Here is a 25,662-nt window from a genome sequence, read left to right as displayed (position 1 = left end):
ACGCAACATCCAACCACAAACGATGGGGATAGGCTCATGGCTCAAACAGCACTGCAAGGCAATCCAGTCAAGCTCTCCGGCGATCTGCCCGCCGTCGGCAGCGCCGCGCCCGACTTCAAGCTGGTCGACAAGGACCTCGGCGACAAGTCATTGGCCGATTTCGCCGGCAAGAAGAAGCTGCTCAACATCGTGCCCAGCCTCGATACGCCGGTTTGCGCGACCTCCACCAAGCACTTCAACACCTCCATGGCCGGCAAATCCGACGCCGTCGCCCTGGTGATCTCGGCCGACCTGCCCTTCGCGATGGGCCGCTTCTGCGGAGCCGAAGGCATCGAGAACGTCGTCGCACTCTCCATGATGCGCTCGCGCAGCTTCGCCAAGGACTACGGCGTGCTCATCGAGGACGGCCCGCTCGCCGGCATCACCGCCCGCGCCGTCGTGGTCCTGGATGCCGACAACAAGGTGGTCTACACCCAGCTCGTGCCCGAGATCACCCAAGAGCCCGATTACGACGCGGCCTTGGCAGCACTCTGAGGCACGTTCATTCCGAACCGCAGCGGCGCAACGGATTCTCGGGGGCAGGCCAAGCCCGGCACGACGACGGCATCGCCGAGCCGAGACCTGCCCCCGACCGTGTCGCTTGTTGCGCCGCTGCGCCCTTGCGGTTCCGAACCGATTCACTCACCGAAGCCGACTGCCATGCTGATATACGACCGCTCCAGACCCGGACGCCGTGCCACCGCGCAGGCACCGCTCGCCATGCCCGAGGTCACCGACATTCCGGCCGCGCTGCTGCGTCGGAGTCGACCGACCCTGCCGGAGATCTCGGAGCTTCAGGCGGTACGCCATTACACACGGCTGTCGCAGAAGAACTTCTCGATCGACACCCATTTCTACCCGCTGGGCTCCTGTACCATGAAGTACAACCCGCGGGCCTGTAACAGCTTGGCGATGCTGCCCGGTTTTCTGGCGCGCCATCCGCTGGCACCCGAGTCACACAGCCAAGGCTTCATGGCCTGTCTCTACGAGCTGCAGGAGATGCTCAAGGAGGTCACGGGCATGCACGCGGTCTCCTTGGCCCCAGCTGCCGGCGCACAAGGCGAGCTAGCCGGTGTGGCCATGATCCGCGCCTATCATCTGGCTCGCGGCGATCTCGCCCGCACCGAAATCCTGGTCCCGGACGCGGCACACGGCACCAACCCGGCCTCCGCGGTCATGTGCGGCTTCAAGGTCCGCGAGATCCCGACCGGTCCCGACGGCGACGTCGACCTTGCCGCGCTCGAGCAGGCCGTCGGGCCTCAGACCGCAGGCATCATGCTGACCAACCCGAGCACGGTCGGCGTGTTCGACCGCAACATCCAGGCGATCGCCGCGCGCGTGCATGCCGCCGGCGGGCTGCTCTATTACGACGGGGCCAATCTCAACGCCATTCTCGGCAAGGTACGCCCGGGCGACATGGGCTTCGATGTCATCCATATGAACCTGCACAAAACATTCTCCACGCCCCACGGCGGGGGCGGTCCGGGTGCCGGACCGGTCGGTGTCTCGGCAAGACTGGAGCCCTATCTGCCGGTTCCCTTGGTTGCCTTCGAAGCAGACGCGTACCGCTGGCTCGGCGAGCCCGAGCGCCCCGAGAGCATCGGGCGCCTCACCGCCTTCGGCGGCAACATGGGCATCCTGCTGCGCGCCTACATTTATGCCCGGATGCTCGGACGCGAGGGGATGCGCCGCGTCTCCGAATTCGCCACCCTGAACGCGAACTATCTGATGGCACGGCTCAAGACCGCCGGATTCGATGCCGCCTACCCGCAGCGGCGCGCCAGCCACGAGTTCATCATCACGCTCAGGCGCGAGGCGAAGGAGCTGGACGTCAACGCGATGGATTTCGCCAAGCGCCTGCTCGACTACGGCTATCACGCCCCGACCACCTACTTCCCGCTGCTGGTGCCCGAATGTCTGCTGATCGAGCCGACCGAGAGCGAGAGCAAGGAGGATCTCGACGGCTTCGTCGCGGCCATGGTCGCGATCCGCGAGGAGGCGCAAACCAATCCCGAGCTCGTGAAGACGGCTCCACACACCATGCCGGTGCGACGACTCGATGACGTGCGCGCAGCTCGTCAGCTCGATCTCGCCTGGCAATCTCAGGGACAGCAGTAAGGATCCACATGACCAAAGGAAAATCCAAGGGCTGGCGGCGGGTCGTTTACGCCTTCGGCTACTCCATGAAAGGGTTCAAAGCCTGTTTCGAGCTGGAAGAGGCCTTCCGTCAGGAGGTCTTCCTGCTGATTCCGCTCATCCCCCTCGGTCTGTGGTTCGGCGATTCCGCAGTCGAACGCGCCATGCTCGTCGGCAGCCTGCTCATCGTCCCCATCGTCGAGCTGCTGAACTCGGCGATCGAGGCGAATGTCGATCGTGTCGGCATGGAGCGCAACGAGCTGTCGGCCCGCGCAAAGGACATTGCCTCCGCCGCGGTCTTTTCGAGTATCGTGTTTGCCGTCGTGGTCTGGGGGTTGATCCTGATCCCGAAGGTGTTCTGAGACGTCGCGACTCGGCAGCCATGGCAGTGCTCATAACGCCGGCCACTGCGATGATTCTGCGCTGTAGGGTGGATAAGCGAAGCGCAGTCCACCAGCGCCGGCGCGGGGTTAGGTGGACTTCGTTCCCGCTCGTCCACCCGACCTGCCGCGATTATGAACGTCGCCACAGACGTGATGCGCGCCGCGCACCCGACCGTCAATATCGCTCATTCGCCAGCCTGCAGGCTGTTGTTTTGATGGAATACAAGGACCCGTCACCATGTTCGTAGTCGAGAATACGTCGGCCAACCGATCCTATACATCTTTCGTTTTGCTCTTTTCGCTCCTGCTCTGCGCCATTGCTGCCGCCTACGGCGCTTACGCATTGCGGGGACTTCATGCCGACGGCGCCTTTCATCTCCTGAGTCTCGCGACCGGCGAAAAGTTTCTCTTTTGGGAGACCCCCCGCAACGCATCCTATCTCCTGCATCAGTGGGCGACGATCCTTGCCATGAAGCTGGGCATCGACGACCTTGTCGTCTTGGCGCGGATTCACGGCCTCACGATGCTGATGACACCGATCGTCTTGATCGCACTCTCCTACCTCGTACTCCCGAAGGAGTACAAGCATCTTTTCATCTTCCCGATGTTTTACTATCTCGCCGGTGTCATGGCGGGCGCCTTCTCCGCCATCGGAGAGGCACAGCTTGCCGGCAGCTATTTTTGGCTACTCTTCTTTACGATCCTGTTTTTCCGGACCGGGCTCTTCAACAACATCTTCGTCTTTGCACTCGTCCTGCCCATTTTCGTCATCCACGAGACCTTCGTCCTGATGGCGCCGCTCCTTGCCTTGGCGGGGCTATACCGCTTGCTCCGCTCCAAGACAGCCAGCGACCGCCTCTATTTCGTCGCTTTGACCGCACTCTTGATCGCGGTCACGGCCGTCGTGCTGTCGTTTATATTGATACCGAAATCCGAGTACTACGAAAGCCGCTCGCTCTCCTATTTTTCCACCATCACGTCGCTCGCCTTCATCCGAAGCTACGGCTACTACAATCCACCCGCAATTCTCGGACTGATCGCCGGCGCCATCCTGCTTGTCGGGGTCTATGTGACGCGCCGCGGATTCGTGAAGGCACAGCGCGTCTTGTGGATGATCATCGCCCTCGCCGCAGCCCTCGCCGCACTCTCGCCCTTGATCGCCGAGCGCGCGCTGTCGGCCAAGCTGCAATTCGATGCAAGAAGCTACGGGCCAATCCTGATCCCGCCGTTGGTGTTTCTGATGGCAGTCGCGTCCTTGCGTGCAACCCAAACCAAGGCATACATCGAGTCCGGTTTCGTTGCAGGCGTTGTCCTTGCGCTTGCGCTTGGGCAGGTCGGATGGAACGTTGCCGCAACGAACGAATGGCGGCATTACATCGCGAGCTTCCGCGGCCTGTTGGACAACCACCGCGGTCTTCTCTCTCACGAGCAAGCCCTCGCCGAGCTGACCCCCGAAGCTCAGCGCCAGTTTGTCAACATGAGCTGGGGATGGACCTATCCGACTATGAGCGTCATCCTCGCCGAGCAGGGCAAGGTACAGACCATCATCGAGAATCCCGATTGGGGCGAGGATGCCTGGGAGCCGTTCGACCCCAAGACCTTGAGCGACGAGCTTCGCAACAGCCCGCGGCTGGATTTTTCAACTTACTTAAGCACCTTAGCGGAGCAACAAGAAGGCAGTGCCGAATCGGCGGGTCCGACTAAGCCGGATTCGGCCGAATCAACCGATACACCAGCCGCGACGCCGCAAAATTAAAGAGGGTTGTAAAGGCGATCGCGATCAGAATGCCGAGGCGCGGACTGATCCCGATCGAGGTCAGCTCACTCAAGAGAATGCCGCCGATCAGGAGGCTTGCGAGGTAGATCGCGACGGTCGATATGGTACGCCATACCGTCGCGGTGCTGCCTTTGAAGACATAGCTCGGAAAGGCTACCAGCAAGACTGCCAAGCCGATCGCCCAAGACAGGTAATAGGAGGGCAGAGGCGACAGCCAAAACAGCAGGAGCTGGAAGACAGCCAGGGTGAACAGGGTGTTGCCTGCACCGACGAGCGCAAAACGCAGACCGTCGCCGAGCAGACCCTGATCACCCAACAAGCGTTTCATCATGCCGGCGACGCGGGCGCGCTCACGGAACTCAGTCGGCGCGAGGTTCGGTGGACTTCGCTCTCGCTCGCCCACCCTACGGCCGGGATGATGAACAATGCCAACAGGTGCTTCATCATGTCGGTGATTCAGGCGCGGTCACCAGACGCAGAAACTCGTCGTAATCACGAATGTATTCATTCGACTCGTAGTCGTGCGACGCGAATACCGCCAAGACCGCATCGGCGGAGAAGCGGTACTGTATTCCCCAGACCAGCGGCGGGATCAAGAGACCGACCCCGGGGTAATCGAGTCGGATCTCCTGTCGCTCCGCGCCGTCATCCACGACCACCGACAGGGCGCCGTTCAAGGCCACCAAAAACTGCGCACATTCGCGATGGGCGTGCTCGCCGCGCACGTGATCGTTCGGAACATGGTAAACGAAGAAGACGCGCTTCGGCGAAAACGGCAAATGCCGATCGAATTGGGCGACCATCAGATCGCCGCGCAAGTCATTGAAGACCGGCAATTGCACCAGGCCGCACCCCTTGACCGCGAGCGCGGGCAGACCCTCGACAGCGAGGCGGCTCGCCTCCAGAACGGATAGGGTGCCGAGCCGCGCCTGCTTGCTCTCGGACGCCGACTGATATCCGATGATCTGCGCCGGGTTGCCGGCAACGACGGCATTCGGCGGAACCGACCGCGTGACCACCGCGCCGGCACCCACCATGGCGCGCTTTCCGATCGTCAAGCCCGGCAGGATCGTTGCGTTTGCCCCGATCGAGGCACCGTCCTCGAGCGTCGTCACCGCAAAGGATTCCGGGTAACGCTTGGAACGCGGAAAGCGATCGTTGGTAAAGGTCGCATTCGGACCGATAAAAACGTCGTCGCCGACGCGAATGCCATCCCAAAGCTGCACGCCGCTTTTGATCGTGACGCGGTCACCGAGGTTGACATCGTTCTCGATGAACACGTGATCACAGATGTTGCAGTCGCCGCCGACTCGGGCACCCGGAAGGACATGCGAAAAGGCCCAAATACGGGTTCCCGCGCCGATCGTGCTGCTTTCGCAGATCCCGGCAGGATGAACGAAATAAGCTTGCTCAGTCATCGCCTTGACTCGTCTCTCGGCCTGGAAACACGCATTCATCGCAGATCAGGCTCAGGGGCCGATGCTTCGTATTCTCCAGCGTCCGCCAGAGATAGCATCCCATCAACCCTTGGGAAAAGAGCGTGATGCTCCCCATGATCAGGATCGTCAACATCACAGGGGTATACCCCGCGACCTCGATGAACCCCAACATCTTCGCGGTCAGGATGAGCAGGGACAGCAGCAGCGAGAAGACGATGCCGAGGATCCCTGTCCACAACAAGACCATGACCGGCAGATCCGAATAGGAAAAGATGCTGTCCAGCATGTAATTGAAGCGACGCTTGAACGACCAGGCACTTTTTCCCTTCTCCCGAGCGCGCCGGCTGTAGCTCGCGAACTTGCGACGGAAACCGACCCAAAAGAGCTGCGCCACCAGCGAGCTGTTGCTCTCCTCGATCGACAAGAGCGCATCCCTGACTTTGCGGTTGCAGGCGAAGATATCGACCCCGCCGCTCGGGACATCGGGCACTACAAAGCGCCGATAAAAGCCCCAGAACAGATTCGACAAGAACATCGAGGATCGACTGTCGTTGCGCTCGGCGCGGTGGCCGAAAACGACATCCGCCTCGTCCCGCTCGAGCGTGCGGAAAAAGTCCAGTATCAACTCCGGCGGCTCTTGAAGATCCGCCGCCATGGCGGCGAAATGCTCGCCCCTCGCATGGACAAGGCCCGTTCGGATGGCCGCGAAGGATCCGAAGTTGCGACTGTGAAAGAGCAGGCGCGCCGGAAACGCGCAGCTCTCAAGACCGGCCCGCAGCGCGTCTCCCGAGCGATCGGGAGATCCGTCGACGACGAAAACCACCTCCGTGACCCCGTCCAGCGACTCCGTCAGCTGCTCGAGTACCGGGAGAAGATCCGGAATGTTCTCCTCGTTGCGGTAGACCGGGATGATGATGGAGCGATCGATTGACTGAGACATGGGCTCAACTCGCTGCGGGGAGCGACGCAAGGGCGTCGCATACAAGCGTCAACTCGGACTCGGAAAGATGGGGATGACAGGGCAGCGTCAGGATCCGCTCGACCGCGTCACGACTCTTCCGCAAATCGCCGAGGCGCATCGGCAGGTCACGCCAGGCCGGCTGGTCACAATCGAGGGTCGGATAATGGATGTCCGTTTGAATCCCGCGACGCTTGAGATGATCCTCCGCAGCGGAACGATCTGGGCAGAGGATGACCGCAAGATGTCCGACCGATGCCGCGCCCTCGAGCGCGCAGAGTCGGTAGCTCGCGGGCAACGCGGCCCGGTAGCGCGACAGGACAGCACGGCGCGAGGCGGTGACGGCAGCGAGGTGGCCGAGCTTGATCGTAAGGATCGAGGCCTGCACCTCGTCCATCCGGCTGTTGCGCCCGTAAGGCACGACGCTCCTGTACCGACTCTCCCAACCGTACTGCGCGAGCAACCGGACCTGACGCGCGAGGTCGTCTCGCCCCGTGACCACGGCACCCGCGTCCCCGAGGGCACCCAGGTTTTTCGACGGATAGAAGCTGAAGGTGGCGAGGTCGCCGAGACTGCCACCTCTGCGCCCCGGATCGCCGACACCATGCGCCTGGGCGCAGTCCTCGACGACGGCGACATCCTCGCGTCCGGCCTCGGCGAGAACGCGGCGCACGCCATCGACATCGCCCAGATTGCCGTAAAGATGCGTCACCACAACGGCCCTGACCTTCGGCGACAACAGGGCCGATACCTCGGCCGGATCGATCGTCATACCCGGTAGCGCGATGTCGGTATATACAGGCACGGCCCCGATGATCCGACAGGCGATCGAGGTATAGCCACCCGCATTGGCCGCGGTCACAACCTCGTCCCCGAACCCGACGCCGACCGCCCGGAGACCGATCTCGAGGGCATCGGTCCCGTTCGCGACCGGGATCACATGCTCGACGCCGACAGACTCGGAAAAACGCCGCACGAAGGCTTCGGTTGCCTTTCCGAAAAGCCAGCGTCCGCTGCGCAAGGCTTCAAGGACCGCGGTCTCGATCTCCGAGGACAAGGCTTCGTATTCGCGCGCGGGTTCGTTGATGCTGATCAAGATCAAAGCCCTATGGATAACCGATGGAACAATGGCTGGATTCGGCAACGTACACCGCCGAATGCCCTGCACGAACGCCGAGGGGCCGCCCCCCGGCAAGACGGCAAGCTTAACATAGCCCGATTGCCGGACCCTCATTCGATGAGGCTCAAGTACTGATCGGCAATCGATTTCCAATCCGAACGCTCGACGATGTCCTTCGCCCGCTCGGCCATTACCCTCCCTTCCTCCGGGTGCTCGAACAATCGAATGATCGCATTCGCCATGCCGTCGAAGGTATCTTCGATGAGGACCTGAGAGCCGTTCTCGGCCGGGATCCCCTCGACTCCTTTCGAGGTGGTCACGACTGGTATCGAGGCCGCAAAATACTCCAAGATCTTCATCCGCGTTCCGCCGCCTTTTTGAAGCGGAACCACGGCCACGTCCCCGCTTGTGAGATAAGGCGCAAGCTGATCGACTGAACCGGTAAAGACGACATCCGGATCGATCGCGTCGAGGGGCGCCTCGGGTCCGATGGCAAAGACCTTAGCCTTCCAGCCCCGCAGCCTCAGTCGCGGCAGGATCTCTGTCGCGAGCAGACGGATGGATTCGAGATTCGGCGCGTAGCTGTAAATTCCGTGGTACAGGATGATGCGAGTATCCGCAGACACACCATAGGCCTCGCGAAGGCTGAACGCATAGGTCTTCTCGAACGCCCCCAGATCAACCCCGTGCGGGATCACATGCACCTTGTCCGCAATCACGCCGTGACCGACGAGCAAATCCCGATCCGGCTGAGAGACCGCGATGACCTCATCGACCTGATTACAGAGTCCGACCTCCTGATCCCGCAGCCATGCGTAGGTCTGCGCCGACACCTCGGGATATTGGGCCTTGATACGATCGCACTCGACGTTGTGCTCGACCAACAGGGTCTTTCCGCGCAGAAGACGCTTCGCCCTGACACACGCCTGCGCGTACGCCGGAAATTCCGCCTGATACAGCACAACGCGATACCGCAGGGCGAGATACATGAGACGAACGAAATAGCCCCAATCAAACAGCGCCTGGTAAATGTAGGCCTCGTTGATCGGAATGCCCGTTCGCAGCAGCCTTTTTCTCAACACCATCCCGGAGACCCCGGAGAGCCTGATCGGCAACGGAAAATACTTCTCCGTGGCGCCTCCGTTCTTGAATTCGTAATAGCGCCCCCAGTCACCCGTAATCAGAAAGACCCCGTCGACGAGATGCGATAAGCCCCATGCGGTTCGCTCGATCTTTACCGCCGCGCCGTGATTCGTCGGAAAGACATCCTCCCGACTCACGATCGCGACATAGCGACCCTTGCGATCAAACCACTTGTCCCGCGAAGACTCCGCCGCCCGCGGGGCGTATCGACCCGACCCCAACGCGAACTCCTCGCGCGGCCCGGGATGCTTCCAGGCTTGCCGATAGACGCGCGCCCCCGCACGCAGGAGCAAGCCCTTCAAGGTCACCAGTCTCCGGGCAAGGTTTCTGACGGGTTGAACGATCCGCCAACTTGCGCTTCCGAGCACCTCGTCCAATTGCGCCTTGAGACTCTCGCCATCCCGCCGCAAATCGGTGATCTGTTTGTCGCGGATGCGCAGTTGATGATCCAGCTCGCTGACCTGGTGATAGAGATCCAACGCCAGTGTCTCGGATCCACGAAAGAACCAATCATCGGTCTTTTCCGGCGCCATGGGATCTTGAAGATATTCCACCAAAGGGACGATCGTCTCGAGATAATGGTAGCGCTCTTCGATCAATCGGATGGCATTGGCGGATTTCCGATCGTAACCCAGCGGATCACCCGCAATCGCTGCGAGCAGCGACGGCAAGTCCTCCGGTTTTTCGATGACCCACCCCGCATCATAGTCGTTGACCTGGCGGGCCAACTCAAGCGTGTGATTGCAGATCACCGGCAGCCCGCACCGCAAAAACTCGATGGAGCGAAAGGACGCGCTGAAATCCCGTTCGATATTGTAGTCGGAGAGCTCAAGACCGATATTACACTGCTCGTTGAACAACCGCTCCATGTCACCGTACGGTAATAGACCGACATGCTGAAGCGTCGCGTCGCATTGCCTGTCTTCATTCGCGGAGGATGCACTCTCGGAGTCGGGCGCATTTTCGTGAACATAGCCGCCCGAAAGCAGAAGCAAGCGCCCCTTCATCGCCTTGCCGTCGGCAAGAGTCTCCCGTATTACATCGGTATAGCGTTGTCCCATACGCCAAGGCCAAGACACGCCGCCCGTAACGATGACCCAAGGATCCGTCGGATCCAAGCGACGGCGCGGCAACAAAGGTTCCGTCGAGATCGGAATGATGTCGATGGGAGCCCCGAAGCGGCAATCAAACCCGGCCAGAATGAGCCAGGGAATCAGAAACTGACGCTGCCGCTGTGTGCCGCAGATAAAGCGACTGGCTTTGCGATACAATGCAAGCATCCTGCTCGCGTGCAGATTGACGTCCTGGTGATCCTGAAAAAGCGCCTCGAGAATTCGCGGCGCAATGACATCCGCGATCAACGGGATCTCGTAATCGTCGGGGAAATGCTCCAAGAATTCCCAATAACCGACCAGGATGGCGTGCGGCTTGACCTCGCCGATCAGTTCGTGAAGCTCGGACCGACTCCCGAAGAAGCGAACATCGCTTGAATCGGCACCCGATTCATTGCGCTCTTCATCCGAAGCCAAATCCTTGGGATACGCGAAGGTGACATCAATACCGTTCTGGACAAGCCCTTTACCGAAATAGTGCGCTCGAACCGCGTTTCCAGACACGATTCGATCGGTCTGAAAACACGCGGCATGCGTCACGATCAACACTCGCATGATAGATCCATCGCAAATGAAATGAAGAGAGATCAAGAATTACCTTATAGAGGATGCCGGAAATGCCAATTCGTGACAAGCCAACACCGAGCCTTCGGCAGTAAGCCCGGCCGGTAGGGTGGACAAGCGCAGCGCAGTCCACCGATTCAGGCGCCGGAGTTGGCGGACTGCGCTGGCGCTTGTCCACGCTACGGCGCTTATCCCGACGACTGCGATCCAGCCGTTCTGGTGATCGGGGCCGGCCGTGCGCGCGAGGCCGCCGGTCGTCCCGGGATACCGCAACGCCGCCGAGCTTGCTCGTCACTCCGGCCATCGCGGCACCTGGCGTAGAGCGCCACAGGGCATGCGTGACGCCGCAGAGCGGATGCCACGAGCGATTGATCTCGTGGGTAGCAGGAGTTTCGTGCATCACCGTGCCGCCTCAAAGCGCATCGCTTCGCGCGCCGATGCCGTAGAATAGCCGGATCGGTCCAGCAACGAAGCATGACGATGGAAAGTTTTCGCGGTACGACGATTCTCTCGGTTCGGCGCGGCGGCAAGGTCGTGATCGGCGGCGACGGGCAGGTTTCGCTCGGGCAGACGGTCATGAAGGGCAACGCGCGCAAGGTTCGGCGCCTGTTCAAGGGTCAGGTCATCGCCGGATTCGCCGGGGCCACGGCGGACGCCTTCACGCTCTTCGAGCGCTTCGAGGGCAAGCTCGAGAAACACCAGGGCCATCTGACCCGATCCGCCGTCGAGCTCGCAAAGGACTGGCGGACGGATCGCATGCTGCGTCGACTCGAGGCGTTGCTCTGCATCGCCGACGCGCAGACCTCGCTCATCATCTCGGGCACCGGCGACGTGGTGGAGCCGGAGAACGACCTCATGGCCATCGGATCCGGTGGATCCTTCGCTCAGGCCGCGGCCCGTGCGCTGCTCGAGAACACCGAGCTCGGCGCCCGCGAGATCGTGGAGAAGGGCTTGAACATCGCCGCGGACATTTGCATCTATACCAATCACAACCTGGTGATCGAAGAGCTCGATACCGAAGGGTGAAGGCCATTCGCGGCGTCGTGGTCCCGCGTCTTGGCGGAACCCCGGGGCGATCCCCGCAAGTACGGTCTTCGGCCGGCGACGGCGACCCTGTCGACGAGCCGACGGCGCTCCATGGCGAAGCCTTGTGAGGTCAATCCTCCATCCCAACCGGTCGCTCGACCCGGGCGACCCTCTCGACGGACAGATCCAGATGTCGGAAATCACCCCACAACGCATCGTTTCGGAGCTCGACAAGCACATCGTCGGTCAGGACGAGGCCAAGCGCGCCGTCGCCATCGCCTTGCGTAACCGCTGGCGTCGGGCTCAGATCCCGGAGCCGATGCGCTCGGAGATCACACCCAAGAACATCCTGATGATCGGGCCGACCGGTGTAGGCAAGACCGAGATCGCGCGGCGTCTGGCCCGCCTGGCCAACGCACCCTTCTTGAAGGTCGAGGCGACCAAGTTCACCGAGGTCGGCTACGTCGGACGCGATGTCGAGTCCATCATTCGCGATCTGGCGGACATCGGGATCAAGCTTGCGCGCGAGCAGGAGATGGCGAAGCTCGCGGGACAGGCCGAGGCCGCCGCGGAGGAGCGGATCCTCGATGCACTCCTCCCGCCGCCGTCGAGCTTCGAGGAAGAGAGCCGCTCCGTCACCAGCTCGGCGACCCGCGAGAAGTTCCGTGATCGCCTGCGCGCCGGCGAGCTCGACGAGCGCGAGATCGAGATCCAGGTCTCCGCCTCGCCGATGGGTGTCGAGATCATGGCGCCGCCCGGCATGGAGGAGATGACGAACCAGCTTCAGGGGCTCTTCCAGAACCTGGGCCAGGGCCGCATGAAGCGTCGCAAGCTGCGCATCCGCGACGCACGACAGCTACTCAAGGATGAGGAGGCCGCCAAGCGGGTCAACGACGAGGAGCTGAAGCTGCGCGCCATCGAGAACGTCGAGCAAAACGGCATCGTGTTCCTCGACGAGCTCGACAAGGTCACCAAGCGCGGCGAAGGCATGGCCGGCGCCGATGTCTCGCGCGAGGGCGTTCAACGCGATCTCTTGCCGCTGGTGGAGGGCAGCACTGTATCGACCAAGCACGGCTCGGTGCGCACCGATCACATCCTCTTCATCGCCTCCGGTGCCTTCCATCTCTCCAAGCCGTCCGATCTGATCCCTGAGCTGCAGGGCCGCCTGCCGATCCGTGTCGAGCTCAAGGCACTGACCACGGAGGACTTCGTGCGGATTCTGACCGAGCCGGACGCCTCCTTGACGGATCAGTACCGTGCCCTGATGGCCACCGAGGGCGTCGCCCTGGAGTTCACCGAGGACGGCATTCGTCGACTCGCCGAGATCGCCTGGCAGGTCAACGAGCGGACCGAAAACATTGGGGCACGTCGCCTGCACACCGTTCTGGAACGGCTGCTCGAGGACGTCTCCTACAACGCATCGGACTTGGATCGCGTGACCGTGACCATCAACGCCGCCTATGTCGATCGGAATCTGGCCGGGCTCGCGGCCGACGAGGACCTGTCGCGCTACATCCTGTAAACCGCGCCCGGTGCGGTATGCATCATGTGTTGGCCTGGCTTGGCCGCGCCAGCTCCGATGACTGTCGGAGTCGGCGCGGTTTAGAGTATTAAAGAAATTTTAAACCGCGCCTCATCGAGACCGAGGACATCTCCGAAGCCAAACGCAACATGAAAATGACGCATGTCGCTCTGGACGCGGTTTAGAGCAACATCTTTCTTGAGCCGATCAATTCCATCCAAAAACGTCCGCGACAGCATCGCGGACGCCGGAGAATCCCATGCCGACACCCACCGAGCTTAACCTGCATCAACAATCGCGGATCCTCGAGATCACCTTCGACGACGGCTCGCACTTCAACCTGCCGTGCGAGTACCTGCGCGTCTACTCCCCCTCCGCCGAGGTCCAGGGCCACGGCCCCGGGCAGCGCGTCCTGCAGCTCGGCAAGGAGGACGTCGGGATCGACAAGATCGAGCCCGTCGGCAACTACGCCATCTGTCTGCACTTCGACGACGAGCACAACACGGGAATCTACTCCTGGGAGCACCTGTACCGCCTCGGGGTCGAGCAGGAACGCCTGTGGAAGGAATATCTCGACGAGCTCGAGAAGGCCGGACAGAAGCGAAAGGTCCGCGCGTCCTGATCCCCGACGCCGCTGTCGTGGACCCGATGTTGTAAACTGTCGCCCGCCCGGCACGACGCACGCCTGAAGCTCGCGTCGACCGACCCGGATCACACGGCCATCGGCGCATCAAGGCCTCGGCCTTTGAAAACATCATCGATCTGAACCGCGCCGCCGACGGCCCTTGTTCGCGTCAAGGCCAAGCAAACCCCGAAGCGGTGCAGATCCAATCACGCGCGGTTCAGCAGAGACACAGCATGTCCGACGACAAGACGACACATTTCGGTTATCAGCAGGTACCGGTCGAGGAGAAGGCATCGCGCGTGCGCGCCGTGTTCGATTCGGTCGCCTCCCGATACGACCTCATGAACGACCTCATGTCCTTGGGCATCCATCGGCTCTGGAAGCGTCACACCATCGAGCTCTCGGGCGTGCGCCGTGGTCAGCGGGTGCTGGATCTCGCCTCCGGGACGGGCGATCTCGCCGAGCGCTTCTCCGGCATCGTCGGCGCGCAGGGGCTGGTGGTCATGTCCGACATCAATGCCTCCATGCTGACCGAAGGGCGCGAGCGCATGCTCGACCGCGGACGCGTCGGCAACCTGCACTACGCCCTGATCAACGCCGAGAAGCTGCCGTTCCCCTCGGATTATTTCGACTGCGTCACCATCGGTTTCGGTCTGCGCAACGTCACCGACAAGCAGGCCGCACTCGTGGAGATGCAGCGTGTGCTGCGTCCGGGCGGACGGGCGCTGATCCTGGAGTTCTCGCACCCGGTCAGCCGCCCCTTGAGCAAGGCCTACGACCTCTACTCCTTCTCGGTCCTGCCCACGCTCGGGCGCTTGGTCGTGAACGACCCCGAAAGCTATCGCTATCTGGCCGAATCCATCCGCATGCACCCGGACCAAGAGACGCTGCGCGCGATGATGGAGGCGGCCGGGTTCGAGCGCTGCGACTACTTCAACCACAGCGGCGGTATCGTCGCCATCCACCGAGGTTACAAACTGTGACCGAAGGCATCCAGATCCCGGACGCGGTGCTGGCCGTCGTCGAGCAGGCCCTGAACCGCTACATCGCGCTGGACCCCGAGGGCTCGGCCGCATTCGCTGCACTGGAAGGACGGATCATCGGCATCGAGCTCAAAGGGTTCGGCACGCGCGTGACCATCATCCCGAGTGAGCAGCGCCTCCAGCTCTTCGGCGGTTACGACGCCGAGCCCGATTGCCTGATCCGCGGCACCCCGCTCGCGCTCGCCCGCATGGGCATGGCCGAGCGCAAGGAGACGCAGATCATCCAGGGCGAGGTCGAGATCCTCGGCGATACGTCCCTGGCCCAAGCCTTCAACCGTGCCATCGCCGGCCTCGACGTGGATTGGGAGGAGCAGCTCGCCCGCGTGATCGGCGACCCCTTCGCCCACCAGGTCGGCAACCAAGCGCGTGCAGCGGCGCAGTGGGCACGCAAGACATCCGAGTCCCTGACCGAGGATCTTCAGGAATACCTTCAGGAAGAGGCCCGCCTGACCCCGACCCGCTACGAGGTCGAGGCATTCCTCGCGCAGGTCGACATCCTGCGCGACGATGTCGAGCGCGCCGAGGCGCGTATCGAACGCCTCGAGCGCCTCGCTCGACCGCATGCGGGGTCCGGCACCCCGTCATGATCGGACCCCGCGAGGCCCTGCGGCTCTTCCGCATCAACTGGATCCTTCTGCGCCACGGACTCGACGAGGTCATCCTCGCGACCCATCTCTTTCGGCCGCTGCGCTGGGTCATGTACATCTCGCCCTGGCACTGGTTTCGGCGCGACCTGCCGACCTCCTACCCCGTGCGCGTGCGCCTCGCGCTGGAGGATTTGGGTCCGATCTTCGTCAAATTCGGTCAGATCCTCTCGACCCGACGCGATCTGCTCCCGGACGACCTGGCCGTCGAGCTGGCCAAGCTCCAGGATCGGGTGCCGCCCTTCGACGGCGCGGAGGCCCGCGCCATCATCGAGAAGGCCTGGGGCTGCTCGGTCGACGATGTCCTCGATGAGTTCAACCCCATCCCGCTCGCATCCGCCTCCATCGCTCAGGTCCACACCGGACGCTTGAAGAACGGCACCGAGGTCGTGGTCAAGGTGCTGCGCCCAGGCATCGAGCGGACCATCCGCGGTGATCTCGGGCTGATGTACACCGTCGCCCATCTCGCCGAGCGCTACTGGAAAGACGGGCGTCGGCTGCGCCCGGTCGATGTGGTCCGCGAGTACGAAAAGACCATCTACGACGAGCTGGATCTGCAACGCGAGGCCGCCAACGCCTCCCTGCTGCGTCGCAACTGGATCCACAGCGAGATGCTCTACATCCCGGAGGTCTACTGGGACTGGACCCGCCCCGGCGTCATGGTCATGGAGCGCATCTACGGGACCCCGGTCAGCGATGTCGCGCGGCTCAAGGCCCAAGGCGTGAGCATGAAGCAGCTCGGGGAGCGCGGGGTCGAGATCTTCTTCACCCAGGTCTTCCGAGACAACTTCTTCCACGCGGACATGCACCCGGGCAACATCTTCGTCGAGCCGTCCGGGCGCTATATCTCGATCGACTTCGGGATCGTCGGCACACTCACGACCGAGGATCAACGCTATCTCGCCGAGAACCTGCTCGCCTTCTTCGAGCGCGACTATCGGCGCGTCGCCGAGCTGCACGTGGAATCCGGCTGGGTCCCGTCCGGGACACGCGTGGATGAATTCGAGTCCGCCATCCGCACCGTCAGCGAGCCCATCTTCGAGAAGCCTCTGGCCGAGATCTCCTTCGGACACTTCCTGGTGCGCCTGTTTCAGACCGCCCGACGCTTCGACATGGAGATCCAGCCGCAGTTGGTGCTGCTCGAGAAGACACTCCTGAACATCGAGGGCCTCGGCCGACAGCTCTACCCCGAGCTGGATCTCTGGACGACCGCCAAGCCTTACATGGAACGCTGGATGAAGGATCAGATCGGCGTCGTGGGTCTGCTCGACCGGACCAAAAAGAACTTCATCTCGGTCGCCGACCAGACACCCGAGATCCCCTTAATGGCCTACCGGATACTCAGCACCTACGACAAGCGTCTACGGGCTGCCGAGGCCGGATCACTCCGAGACCACGGCCGCAACGGCAGCCACGACACGGCCAATTCGACATCCCAGTCGGTCCGCGCACTCGGGGGCGCCACCGTGATCGTCTGCGGCACACTCGTGCTGCTGCTCGGCCCGGGTCCGTGGCTGCCTGCCACGACCGGAGTTGCACTCGTCGCAGGCTGCTACATGCTCGGCGCGCTGCTGTTTTTCTCTGCGGCGCGTCAGGCCTAGGCGTCAGCAGCTCGCCGGCTAGCGACCGCATCGTCGGCTGCCGCCTGCCCCGGGAACCAGGTGCGATCCAGCAGGAGCGGCAATGTAACCGGGCATTTCGCAGGGAGCTGCGATTCTTCGATGTCCATACGTTGCGCTGCCGTCGATCGCGCCTTCTTGTAGGCGCTCTCTAGAGACTTTTCTGCGGCATCGACGACGTTTTTATCCTCCCTGATCATCAACTCCGTCTGGTGCCTGACCTGATCGATAGTCTCGCGCCTTAGTCCGGATCTCTCCGATTCGCGCCAATGCCATATCAGCAACTGCACCAAAAGATAAGTCAGCTGCCCTTCAATCAGATCGCGATCGGGATCGGGATCCACGAGGGAGACAACCTCTTCCACAAGACGGTCGACGTCCACGGCATCCCAACGACCTTCTCTCAGGAATCTCGCCGTTTCCATCGCCCAAGCCGATGGGTCGGATGGGGTCGCGGGTTTGGACGCGATCTCGAGCGGGAGCGGAGCGCTGATTTCGACGCTTCCCCCCCCTTCCTGCCGCTGCCGATACTGCGTCAAAACATCCTGGGTCGACCCTGATCCCACAACGCGACCGTGCTCCATCAGCAGCGCCTTGTTGCACATTCGCTTGATCAGCTCCTCTGAATGGGACGACAACACAATGATCGACACCTGCTCGGTAAAGAGCTTCAAGCGCTCGCTGGCTTTCTGTAAGAATGCTGCATCGCCGGCTCCGATGCCCTCGTCGATCAAAAGAATATCCGGAGCAACCGACGTCGAGACGGCGAAGGCCAGACGCATCCGCATGCCGGCCGAATAGGTGCGGATCGGCAAGTTGAGAAAATCCCCGAGCTCGGTGAAGTCCGCAATCTCATCGAGCCGACCACGCATCTGAGACCGGCTCAGACCCAAATAGAGACCACGCAGAATGATATTCTCATAGCCCGTACTCTCCGGATCCATCCCGAGGCTGATGTCGAACAGCGGTACCGTCGACCCATCGACCGCAACCCGCCCCTCATTCGGCTCGTAAATGCCACCCAGGACACGGAGTAGCGTCGTTTTGCCTGCGCCGTTATGGCCCACCAAACCGATCCGATCCCCGCTCTCGAGTTGAAGGTTGATATCCTGTAACGCTTGCACGACCGAAATTCGATCGGAGCCGGATTCGGAACGGATCTGCCCGCCCGTCGCACTCTGTATCAAACGATTCTTGATGGATCGGGTTGCGGAGCTATAGACCGGGAAGGATACCGAGACCTTCTCCAGGGTAATGGATGCCATCTGCCTATCCTCAGACCCAGTAGGCGATCCGCCAACGATAAGCGGAGTAAAAGAAGAGCGTAACCCCCCAGCCGACCACGGCAATAAGCAAGACCGCCAACCAATTACTGAGAGAAGGTGTGTGACCGAGCATCGGCGCGCGGAGGATTTCGACCATGTGGTAGAAGGGATTCAACTCCAGCAAAAGTGCACGGTCCGGCAACATCTCGGGCCGCCAAATGACCGGCGTCAAAAAGAACAGCACCTGTACGATACTGCCGATGATCAGTGGAACATCTCGAAAACGCGCGCTCAGCAGACCGAAGAAGAGCGCCATCCAGAAACCGTTGATCAGGAGAATCGCAACCGCCGGGAGAATCCAAAGTGCATTCCAGCTTAGATCCACGTCATACCACCAAGCTACGGCAACGAAGATCCAGATATTGTGGGCGAAGGCGATAACCGCCGTCCAAACCTCGCGATACGCGTAGATGGACACTGGCGCATTGAGCTGGCGAATCATTCCCTCCGCAGAGATAAAGGTCGTACACCCTCCCAAGATCATCGCGGATACGAGACCCCAAATCACGAATCCGGCGGCGAGAAACGGCAGGTAGTCATGCAGCTCTTGACCGAAGATCTGTCCGTATAGAAGACCCAGTGCGAAGACCATCACACCCATTGAGATCGTAATCCAGAAAGGCCCAAGGGTAGAACGCCGATAACGTTGGCGGATGTCATGCAGACCCAAGGTGGCCCAAAGCTCTCGCCGACGCCAACCTTCGAATATATCGCGCCAAGCCTTTTTGAGCTGCTCAGGCTCAAGACCATGACTGAGCTGCTGAAGCAGTGGTGATTGAACATTAACGGTATTGGATGTCATGGATTGGTTCCGTTGACGACGCCGCCTACAGCACCCAGAAGGCGGTGTGCACGAAAAGCAGCTGCATAGCTACGATAAAGAAGGCGTGTCGCCAGCTCGTCGATAGGAAGGTCGAAGCGACACCGCTCTTGCGCGAATCGATCGAGCTCACGGGCCGCTTTCACAACGTCTTCGAAAATCGGCTCGACAACCTCCCAGTCTGATTCTGCACGATCGATCTGCGACCAGGCGCGGGCCTCGGGCTCGGGATGAACTTGAACCAAGACCCGATCCGCCCGACCTTGTCGATAGCTATGACTGCAGGCATCTTCGAAACTCAAAGACCGCGCCATCTCGGTCACCGCCGCCGCGTTGCGAGTGACCTTCAGACCGTTGCTATGCAGACGATAGCCCAACTCGCCCCATTCGAAGCCAAGTGGAAGACGTGGATCCAACGCACCCTGCTCAAGAAGAAACGCGCGCTTGAAGGACCGCGATTCTCCAAAAAATGCTGAGCCATCCATAGCGGACCCGGACGACGCCTCGGGATGGTCGCAAGGCATGCAACCGGCGTCGGCGAGGTAATGCATCAGCGGAGAACGTGCGGCCTCGCCCCGCAGCCGAGTATAACCGAGGACGCAGACATGCGGGTCCGGGTACTCCTTATGGGTGCGTTGGTGCTCCTCCAGGCAGCAAGGGTCCAAGACCTCATCCCCGCTCACAAAAAACACGATGCGGCCACGAGCAACCGACAACCCGGCATAGGAATCAACGGAAGTCTTGGAATGGCGTCCCGAAGCATACCGGAAAGGCAGAGTGGACCTGATCGCTTGAAGGTCCTCCGGCAACGCCTCCGCAAGCCCTTCCGCTGAAACGCAGACCTCGAACCGCTCTACGCCGATGCTCTGAGCATGAAGACTGTCAAGACAATCCCTCAGCCCCCGACACTGATCCGAAAGGCGGAGAACGACGCTGATCGGAGGCACCGGTCCCTCCGGATCAATCCCGCTCACATCGCATACCCCGTTGCAACGGCTCGACTCGCAGAAGGGGAATCAGGGCACGCTCGGCAGCCTCCTTCGAAAAACGCTGAGCGACGAGCGCTTGGCCTGCCGAAGAGAGACGGCCCCAAAGATCATTGTCCAGGCAGACACGAATTACCGAAGAGGCGAAGTCTCCCGGATCCTCGCTGACCATAGCCTCGACCTCGTGGGTCAACCCCATACCTTCCGCGCCGACAGATGTCGTCACCACCGGCAATCCGAGGGCAAGGCTCTGGCCGACTTTTCCCTTCATCCCGGCACCATGCCGTAACGGTGCAACGAAGACACGCATGCGTCGGAACCACGACTCCACGTCGCGAACGTAACCGACCGGACGGACGCATCGTGACTTGAGCGCGCGAATGGAGTAAGGCATATCACTGCCAACGATGTAGAAGTGCACTGTCGGGATCTGATCGAGAATACGGGGGAGAATATCTCTGACGAAGTAAAATACCGCGTCTATGTTTGGTGGATGACTAAAACTACCGATAAAGAAAAGGCCGGATCGGCCAGAAACCGGAGCGACAACCGAAGAAACCGCATGAATATTCGGCAAGACGTGAACCTTTATTCCCGGATCCTCGTCCAAAAGAGCGCGCTTTTCATCCTCGGTTATCGCAATCGTCAGATCGGAACAACGAGCGTTGCATATTTCGATGCGCCGAAATGACTCCGCAAGATGAGCAAGCGGCTCGGGTTCGGGACTGAAGGGGATACCGCGGCGCAAACGGATCCAATGCAGATCGACCGTGTCGTAGATCACTTCGGCCCGTGGCGCGAGTGCCCGCACCATCGGCAAATACCGCTCGGCAATCTCCGGACGCGAAATCCACACAAATCGGTACATAGCGCCGTTGACGATCAGATGCCGCCATGCCGCCTCCCGACCGATAACGACGGAGATTCCGAGCTTCTCAAGCGACCTCGTATAGGAAACACCTTCGGCGTCGTGATCACCGATAAAATCGACACCACATCCCGCCTCGCGCATCACATCCAAAATCATGCGCATACGATACGAGCCGGAATCGCGGTCGGGAGTCGGCGGTTTCCAATCAATCACGAGAATATCTTGTGCTCCGACACGCGGAGTCGGAAACAGGCAAGACCAGTCTCCTGTCCAGGGAGGAACCAGCTGGGACCAGCCCGGCTCCTCCAAACCATTTCTGCCGAACAGGGGCATCCGCGATGAGCGAATTGCAGCTTTGATCTTTTGCCGCCGGGTATCCTGCAGCGGCAGCCGCCGGAATAGGGATCGAAGCGAACGCTCCATCGCGGCTCTCCAAGATACAATGACGCTTGAGAACAGCCTAGCCGGGGACTTCATTCGTCTTGCCGAAATCCGGCACGCGAAGCGTATATCCTGATGCGCCGCGAGTCCGACATCATGCGGTCAACGGATCCACTAAACCAAGCCGCTCAAGGCGGCGGCGGTAACGGGCACCGACCGCTGCGAGACTATGAAACGCCCGAATGTAGCGAGCACCTGCACTCCCCTTCGCCGCAGCAAAGGATCGGTCATCGACAAGACGCCTCATAAAATCGGCCGCCATCTCGACGTCGGCCTCAGCCCAGAGCTGCCCTGCACCATGCGGATATTCGTCGTCGCCGACCGGAGCCAAGGCGTAATCGACCAGGCAACAGTTCTCTTCGTTCGTGAAATCCAGATTGCCGGAATATCCGGTCGCAATAACCGGTTTGCCCATCAACATCGCCTCTGCAAGACCGCGCCCGAAGCCCTCCGATCTGTGCAGAGAGACGAAGCAATCGCACCGGCTCATCAGCGACCTGATCTCCCGATCGTCCATCACACGATCGAGCCAAGTGATCCGCTCGTCGTCCGCGACGCCGCTGCTCTTGAATTCCTCGTAGGCGTCCGAGCACTCCGACATACCATTCGTTTTGATGACGAGACCGACCGAATCGTCGGCACTCGAGAACGCTTGTCGAAACGCCCTAAGGACGGCCAATGGGTTCTTACGGCTGACGAATGAGCGAAAGTCAAAAAAGAAAAGAAAGAGAAAGCGATCTTCGGGCAGCCCGAGTGTCCGACGCGACACGGCTGCGGTGATACGGTGCTCCACTGCAAGCGGCATCCATACCACGGGACAACTAGCCTTCTCGGCGATCGCCTGTTGAATGAAACGCGATGGCGCCCAGATCTCGTTCAAGCCCTCGAATGCCGGCAACCAAGCATCCGGAAAGCGGCTGAGCTCCCAAGCCCAATAGCCGATATTGTAGGCACCGCTATCCAGACTTTCGCCCTGATGCTGCCACGCCCTCTCCATCTCGTCGGCGTTCAATACGAGAATGTTTGCGCGGTAGACCGCCGTCGAATCCTCGCGGTGCATCATGTCGAAATCCTTATGCAACCCCGCCGTCTCGCGGCCGTAGTCACCGTAGAGGTTTCGCAGAGCGAAGGGGATCGCTGCGGCATCGCAGGCAGATGCGGCCGTTCGAATATCCTCCGCTCGGCCCAGTACGGCATAAGGGTGCCCAATCAAGAGAGCGCCCGGCACGGGAGTGTTTCGCCGCAGCCCCATCGGTCGGTCCGAAAGCAACCGATCCGACGGTTGTTCGGTGCTCGACAAATCGACCGACCGTTCGCGGGCCGATCTCCATGCGCAGAGGAAACGATCACGCAAACCCGCAAAACCATCTGCACGCGTGATCGTCAGCGCTCGCGAGATGGCAGTGAAGAGTCCACCATGCCGAGTGACAATTTTGCGGATTGGCATCAACATGCGCTGGATCTAACGGATTGGGCGTGGGCGGATGCGGCAGAGCTCGCCGCGACGGTGGCGCCCGGATCACTTCCGAGCTGCGGCGGCGCCATATCGTCCAGAGCCGACCGCGTTGCTTCGAGGTAGCCATGGCCGTAATACTGATCCGGCTCCAAGTGATTTCCTTCCGCCCATTCGTTCCAGGCATTCACGAAGACGAACCGCTCGCCAGGCGGGTTCAAACGTCTCGACTGCGTGACGAGCGTCGAAAGCCAATGTTCGTACAGGTCGGGCGTGGAATTCAGAAAGATCGTGCCCGCATCCTGCCTTCGAGCAGTATTGTCCCAGGAGGGCATTGCCGTGCGAAAAAATCGATGATCGGGCAACGGCCGCTGCATGAACCGCTCGGCGGTTGCCGGATAATCATAGACCTGGCCCGAGAATGCCGAGTTGTCTAAAGGAGGCCGCGTTTCGAGCGGTACCGAGAGATCGTGCGGAGGGAACTCTACGATCGCGTCGAATCCGAAATCCGCCGGATCGGAAGACAAACCAAAACTTTGAACGCAGGCAAGATAAATCTCGCCCAACCCCGAACGAACGCAGTACTCGCGCCAGATCTCGGCAGTATGCATCGGATCGGGAAACAATTCGATACGATAAACGAGAATCAACGGACGGCCGTTGATACGAATATAGCGGTGGTCTCGGAGGAACGGCTGCAGGTGACGAATGAATGCCAAGTCGTCGGTTTCCGAATGCTGCTGCGCGATCAGGATATCCGCCTCACGCCCGTCCCAGCGCCGAGACCAGCTCTCGTTGGCCCAGCAGATACAAAACGGGAAATCGGGCTTTCCGGATGCCAACATTTCATCGATCGGGCGCTGCAGCAATCGTTTGCCGGCAAACCAATAATGGTAGTAACAAAACCCGTAAATACCATAATGCCGCGCCAAATCGGCTTGTGCCTGCCGGGTCTCCGCAAGCCTCAGATCATAAAATCCGAGATCCGAAGGGAGATGGGGCTGCCGGTGCCCCGAAAAGTTCGGTTTCGCGCGGGTGACATTGGTCCACTCGGTGAATCCTTTGCCCCACCATAGATCGTTTTCCGGGATGGGATGAAACTGCGGCAAAAAGAACGCAATGAGCTTGACCGTATCCAGATCATCGAGTGTCGACTGCCACCGGTCGAGAAAGATTGCACTGTTGGCTGCAATACGCGTCAACTTCTCGGCCGGGCGGGCATTCGTCGAGATGCTCAGATGATGCACAACGACCGAGCTCGGCTCATAGACCACGTGACGCCCGGCCGCTTGAACGCGCAAGGAGAGATCGCAGTCCTCGTAGTACGCCGGCGCATAGACTTCGTCGAATCCGCCCAGACTGTTGAACAGCGACGCCTCGATCAGGATACTCGCGCCCGAGCAATGATCGACCCGACGGCGCCAACCATAAAGCGGGTCCGAAGGGTCTTCGTTGAGTCCGATCAACTCGACACTCCCGTTACGCTTTAGAGCAGCTCCCGCCTCCTGCAAATGCCCGCTTGGATAAATCAGCTTGGAGCCTGCAATCCCGGTGTCCGGCTCATGCACAAAGACGTCGAGCAAGGCATCGAGCCACCCGGCCTGGACCTGGGTGTCGTTGTTCAGAATGTGCAGGTAGCGGCCTCGGGCCAGAGCTGCGCCGCGGTTGCAGCTCAAGAGGAAGCCTTGGTTGACGTCATTACGTACATGACGGATCCCCGAGACGGCACGCAGCATCTCAGGTGTTTCGTCGGTCGACGCATCGTCGATCACGATGATCTCGATCGAAGCCCGTGGCGGCGCTGCCGCGATGGACTGCAGACAACAAAGCGTGAATCCGGCTTGATTGTAGACCGGCATGAGGATCGTGACCTCGGGATCCCGATCGAAGGGAAGAGTAAGATCGGAGGCCGCCTCCACGAACCCGCTCTCGAGAGCAGGAAGTAGGTGCGGGGGTGCAATTCGCGAAACATCCTCTTCGCGCTCCGAGACCCCGTCGGGGTGCCGCTCCTGCAGCCAATGCCGGTAACTCGCGGTATCCTTGATGAAAAAAGAGAACGATCTGTACAACAGTGACTTGAAGCGTAGTCTTCCACCAGATGGCAGCGGAAGCCTATGGTAGATAGCGCGTAACGCGCGCCCGACGATCGCTCGCGCATCGTACAGGGTGGCGACGTGCTGAAGGCGCGGAATTCTCATGTGGACGAGACGACTAAATCGTTGAAAAACGTGATTATGAAACGATCGGACTCCGAAACTCACCGGATCTCCAAGGCTGGCACCGATCGCTCGCCCTTCCGTTCAAGCGAACGAGCCGGAGCATAGTCGTCGGCGAGACTGCGACTAGGCGATCCAGCAGGGCAACCTAAACGCCGAGGCTTTGCGCGGGCGACGCGACATCTTAACAGCAGCCAAGACGCATGCCAGCATCGATGTTGCCCTTGCATCCTCCAAGATCCCGTCGCCGCCTCGCCAATCGCGACGGCCGGCGCAGGGTATCGTCGACGATTAGCACCTCCGATCGTTTCTCCAGTATCATCGTCGGATGGGGCCGACGGGCAAGTTTCGCGAGCGCCGGACACGGAGCGATCCGCGTCGGATCATCACCATTGTGTCG

At 60.9% G+C, this 25,662-nt stretch carries 21 protein-coding genes; 10 read left to right on the top strand and 11 right to left on the bottom strand.

Annotated features, from left to right (window positions below; genetic code table 11):
* Positions 1 to 36: 36 nt before the first annotated feature.
* From tpx to THIMADRAFT_RS07770, 4 genes are all read left to right on the top strand, one after another.
* Positions 37 to 534: a thiol peroxidase gene (gene tpx, locus THIMADRAFT_RS07785; protein WP_007192450.1), complete on the top strand. Its 498-nt coding sequence runs from the start codon at positions 37 to 39 to the stop codon at positions 532 to 534.
* Between the two features lie 165 nt (positions 535 to 699).
* The gene (gene gcvPB / locus THIMADRAFT_RS07780; protein ID WP_007192449.1) at positions 700 to 2,157 is read left to right on the top strand and encodes an aminomethyl-transferring glycine dehydrogenase subunit GcvPB; all 1,458 of its coding nucleotides are present in this window, start codon (positions 700 to 702) and stop codon (positions 2,155 to 2,157) included.
* Positions 2,158 to 2,165: 8 nt separating this feature from the next.
* Entirely contained in the window at positions 2,166 to 2,537 is a 372-nt protein-coding gene (locus THIMADRAFT_RS07775; protein WP_007192448.1) for a diacylglycerol kinase, read from the top strand.
* Positions 2,538 to 2,796: 259 nt separating this feature from the next.
* The gene (locus THIMADRAFT_RS07770; RefSeq protein WP_007192447.1) at positions 2,797 to 4,314 is read left to right on the top strand and encodes a hypothetical protein; all 1,518 of its coding nucleotides are present in this window, start codon (positions 2,797 to 2,799) and stop codon (positions 4,312 to 4,314) included.
* Here the strand turns inward: THIMADRAFT_RS07770 and THIMADRAFT_RS07765 are convergent.
* The 5 genes from THIMADRAFT_RS07765 to THIMADRAFT_RS07745 form a co-directional block, all read right to left on the bottom strand.
* Positions 4,259 to 4,666 (bottom strand): GtrA family protein, encoded by a 408-nt coding sequence (locus tag THIMADRAFT_RS07765; protein ID WP_007192446.1) that lies wholly within the window; start codon positions 4,664 to 4,666, stop codon positions 4,259 to 4,261. The genes THIMADRAFT_RS07770 and THIMADRAFT_RS07765 overlap by 56 nt on opposite strands.
* A gap of 112 nt (positions 4,667 to 4,778) precedes the next feature.
* Positions 4,779 to 5,753, bottom strand: coding sequence for a WxcM-like domain-containing protein (locus THIMADRAFT_RS07760; RefSeq protein WP_007192445.1), 975 nt, complete (start codon positions 5,751 to 5,753; stop codon positions 4,779 to 4,781).
* Positions 5,746 to 6,714, bottom strand: coding sequence for a glycosyltransferase family 2 protein (locus tag THIMADRAFT_RS07755; protein ID WP_007192444.1), 969 nt, complete (start codon positions 6,712 to 6,714; stop codon positions 5,746 to 5,748). The genes THIMADRAFT_RS07760 and THIMADRAFT_RS07755 overlap by 8 nt, the downstream gene beginning before the upstream one ends.
* 4 nt (positions 6,715 to 6,718) lie before the next feature.
* Positions 6,719 to 7,828 (bottom strand): DegT/DnrJ/EryC1/StrS family aminotransferase, encoded by a 1,110-nt coding sequence (locus THIMADRAFT_RS07750; RefSeq protein ID WP_040730326.1) that lies wholly within the window; start codon positions 7,826 to 7,828, stop codon positions 6,719 to 6,721.
* Between the two features lie 134 nt (positions 7,829 to 7,962).
* Complete coding sequence (locus THIMADRAFT_RS07745; protein WP_007192442.1) at positions 7,963 to 10,662, bottom strand: glycosyltransferase; 2,700 nt, start codon at positions 10,660 to 10,662, stop codon at positions 7,963 to 7,965.
* Between the two features lie 489 nt (positions 10,663 to 11,151).
* Here THIMADRAFT_RS07745 and hslV point away from each other — a divergent pair, with 489 nt between their 5' ends.
* From hslV to ubiB, 6 genes are all read left to right on the top strand, one after another.
* A complete protein-coding gene (gene hslV, locus THIMADRAFT_RS07740) occupies positions 11,152 to 11,697 on the top strand; it encodes an ATP-dependent protease subunit HslV (protein WP_007192441.1) in 546 nt (181 codons plus the stop codon).
* Between the two features lie 190 nt (positions 11,698 to 11,887).
* Positions 11,888 to 13,219, top strand: coding sequence for an ATP-dependent protease ATPase subunit HslU (gene hslU, locus THIMADRAFT_RS07735; RefSeq protein ID WP_007192440.1), 1,332 nt, complete (start codon positions 11,888 to 11,890; stop codon positions 13,217 to 13,219).
* 259 nt (positions 13,220 to 13,478) lie between these two features.
* Positions 13,479 to 13,841, top strand: a complete 363-nt coding sequence (locus tag THIMADRAFT_RS07730) for a gamma-butyrobetaine hydroxylase-like domain-containing protein (RefSeq protein WP_007192439.1) — start codon at positions 13,479 to 13,481, stop codon at positions 13,839 to 13,841.
* Positions 13,842 to 14,077: 236 nt separating this feature from the next.
* Positions 14,078 to 14,827 carry a bifunctional demethylmenaquinone methyltransferase/2-methoxy-6-polyprenyl-1,4-benzoquinol methylase UbiE gene (gene ubiE, locus THIMADRAFT_RS07725; RefSeq protein ID WP_007192438.1) on the top strand — a complete coding sequence of 250 codons (750 nt, stop codon included), beginning with the start codon at positions 14,078 to 14,080 and terminating at the stop codon, positions 14,825 to 14,827.
* Positions 14,824 to 15,474 (top strand): ubiquinone biosynthesis accessory factor UbiJ, encoded by a 651-nt coding sequence (locus tag THIMADRAFT_RS07720; RefSeq protein ID WP_007192437.1) that lies wholly within the window; start codon positions 14,824 to 14,826, stop codon positions 15,472 to 15,474. Before ubiE ends, THIMADRAFT_RS07720 begins: the two co-directional genes overlap by 4 nt.
* Complete coding sequence (gene ubiB / locus THIMADRAFT_RS07715; protein WP_007192436.1) at positions 15,471 to 17,132, top strand: ubiquinone biosynthesis regulatory protein kinase UbiB; 1,662 nt, start codon at positions 15,471 to 15,473, stop codon at positions 17,130 to 17,132. The genes THIMADRAFT_RS07720 and ubiB overlap by 4 nt, the downstream gene beginning before the upstream one ends.
* On the opposite strand, the gene THIMADRAFT_RS27025 is transcribed toward ubiB, so the two are convergent.
* The 6 genes from THIMADRAFT_RS27025 to THIMADRAFT_RS25525 all read right to left on the bottom strand — a co-directional run bounded on the left by THIMADRAFT_RS27025 (position 17,129) and on the right by THIMADRAFT_RS25525 (position 25,244).
* On the bottom strand, positions 17,129 to 18,415 hold the full coding sequence (locus tag THIMADRAFT_RS27025) for a DUF29 family protein (protein ID WP_007192435.1): 1,287 nt from the start codon (positions 18,413 to 18,415) through the stop codon (positions 17,129 to 17,131). The two genes, ubiB and THIMADRAFT_RS27025, sit on opposite strands and share 4 nt — an antisense overlap.
* Positions 18,416 to 18,425: 10 nt before the next feature.
* The gene (locus tag THIMADRAFT_RS07705) at positions 18,426 to 19,277 is read right to left on the bottom strand and encodes an ABC transporter permease (RefSeq protein ID WP_007192434.1); all 852 of its coding nucleotides are present in this window, start codon (positions 19,275 to 19,277) and stop codon (positions 18,426 to 18,428) included.
* Entirely contained in the window at positions 19,274 to 20,242 is a 969-nt protein-coding gene (locus THIMADRAFT_RS26520; protein ID WP_007192433.1) for a glycosyltransferase family 2 protein, read from the bottom strand. Before THIMADRAFT_RS26520 ends, THIMADRAFT_RS07705 begins: the two co-directional genes overlap by 4 nt.
* A gap of 13 nt (positions 20,243 to 20,255) precedes the next feature.
* The gene (locus tag THIMADRAFT_RS07690) at positions 20,256 to 21,575 is read right to left on the bottom strand and encodes a glycosyltransferase (protein ID WP_007192432.1); all 1,320 of its coding nucleotides are present in this window, start codon (positions 21,573 to 21,575) and stop codon (positions 20,256 to 20,258) included.
* Positions 21,576 to 21,687: 112 nt separating this feature from the next.
* On the bottom strand, positions 21,688 to 22,605 hold the full coding sequence (locus tag THIMADRAFT_RS07685; RefSeq protein WP_158308368.1) for a glycosyltransferase family 4 protein: 918 nt from the start codon (positions 22,603 to 22,605) through the stop codon (positions 21,688 to 21,690).
* Positions 22,606 to 23,039: 434 nt separating this feature from the next.
* The gene (locus tag THIMADRAFT_RS25525; protein ID WP_007192430.1) at positions 23,040 to 25,244 is read right to left on the bottom strand and encodes a glycoside hydrolase family 99-like domain-containing protein; all 2,205 of its coding nucleotides are present in this window, start codon (positions 25,242 to 25,244) and stop codon (positions 23,040 to 23,042) included.
* Positions 25,245 to 25,662 lie beyond the last annotated feature (418 nt).

The sequence above is a fragment of the Thiocapsa marina 5811 genome (genome assembly GCF_000223985.1).
Lineage (GTDB): Bacteria > Pseudomonadota > Gammaproteobacteria > Chromatiales > Chromatiaceae > Thiocapsa > Thiocapsa marina.
This window is presented reverse-complemented; position numbering and strand designations above follow the sequence as displayed.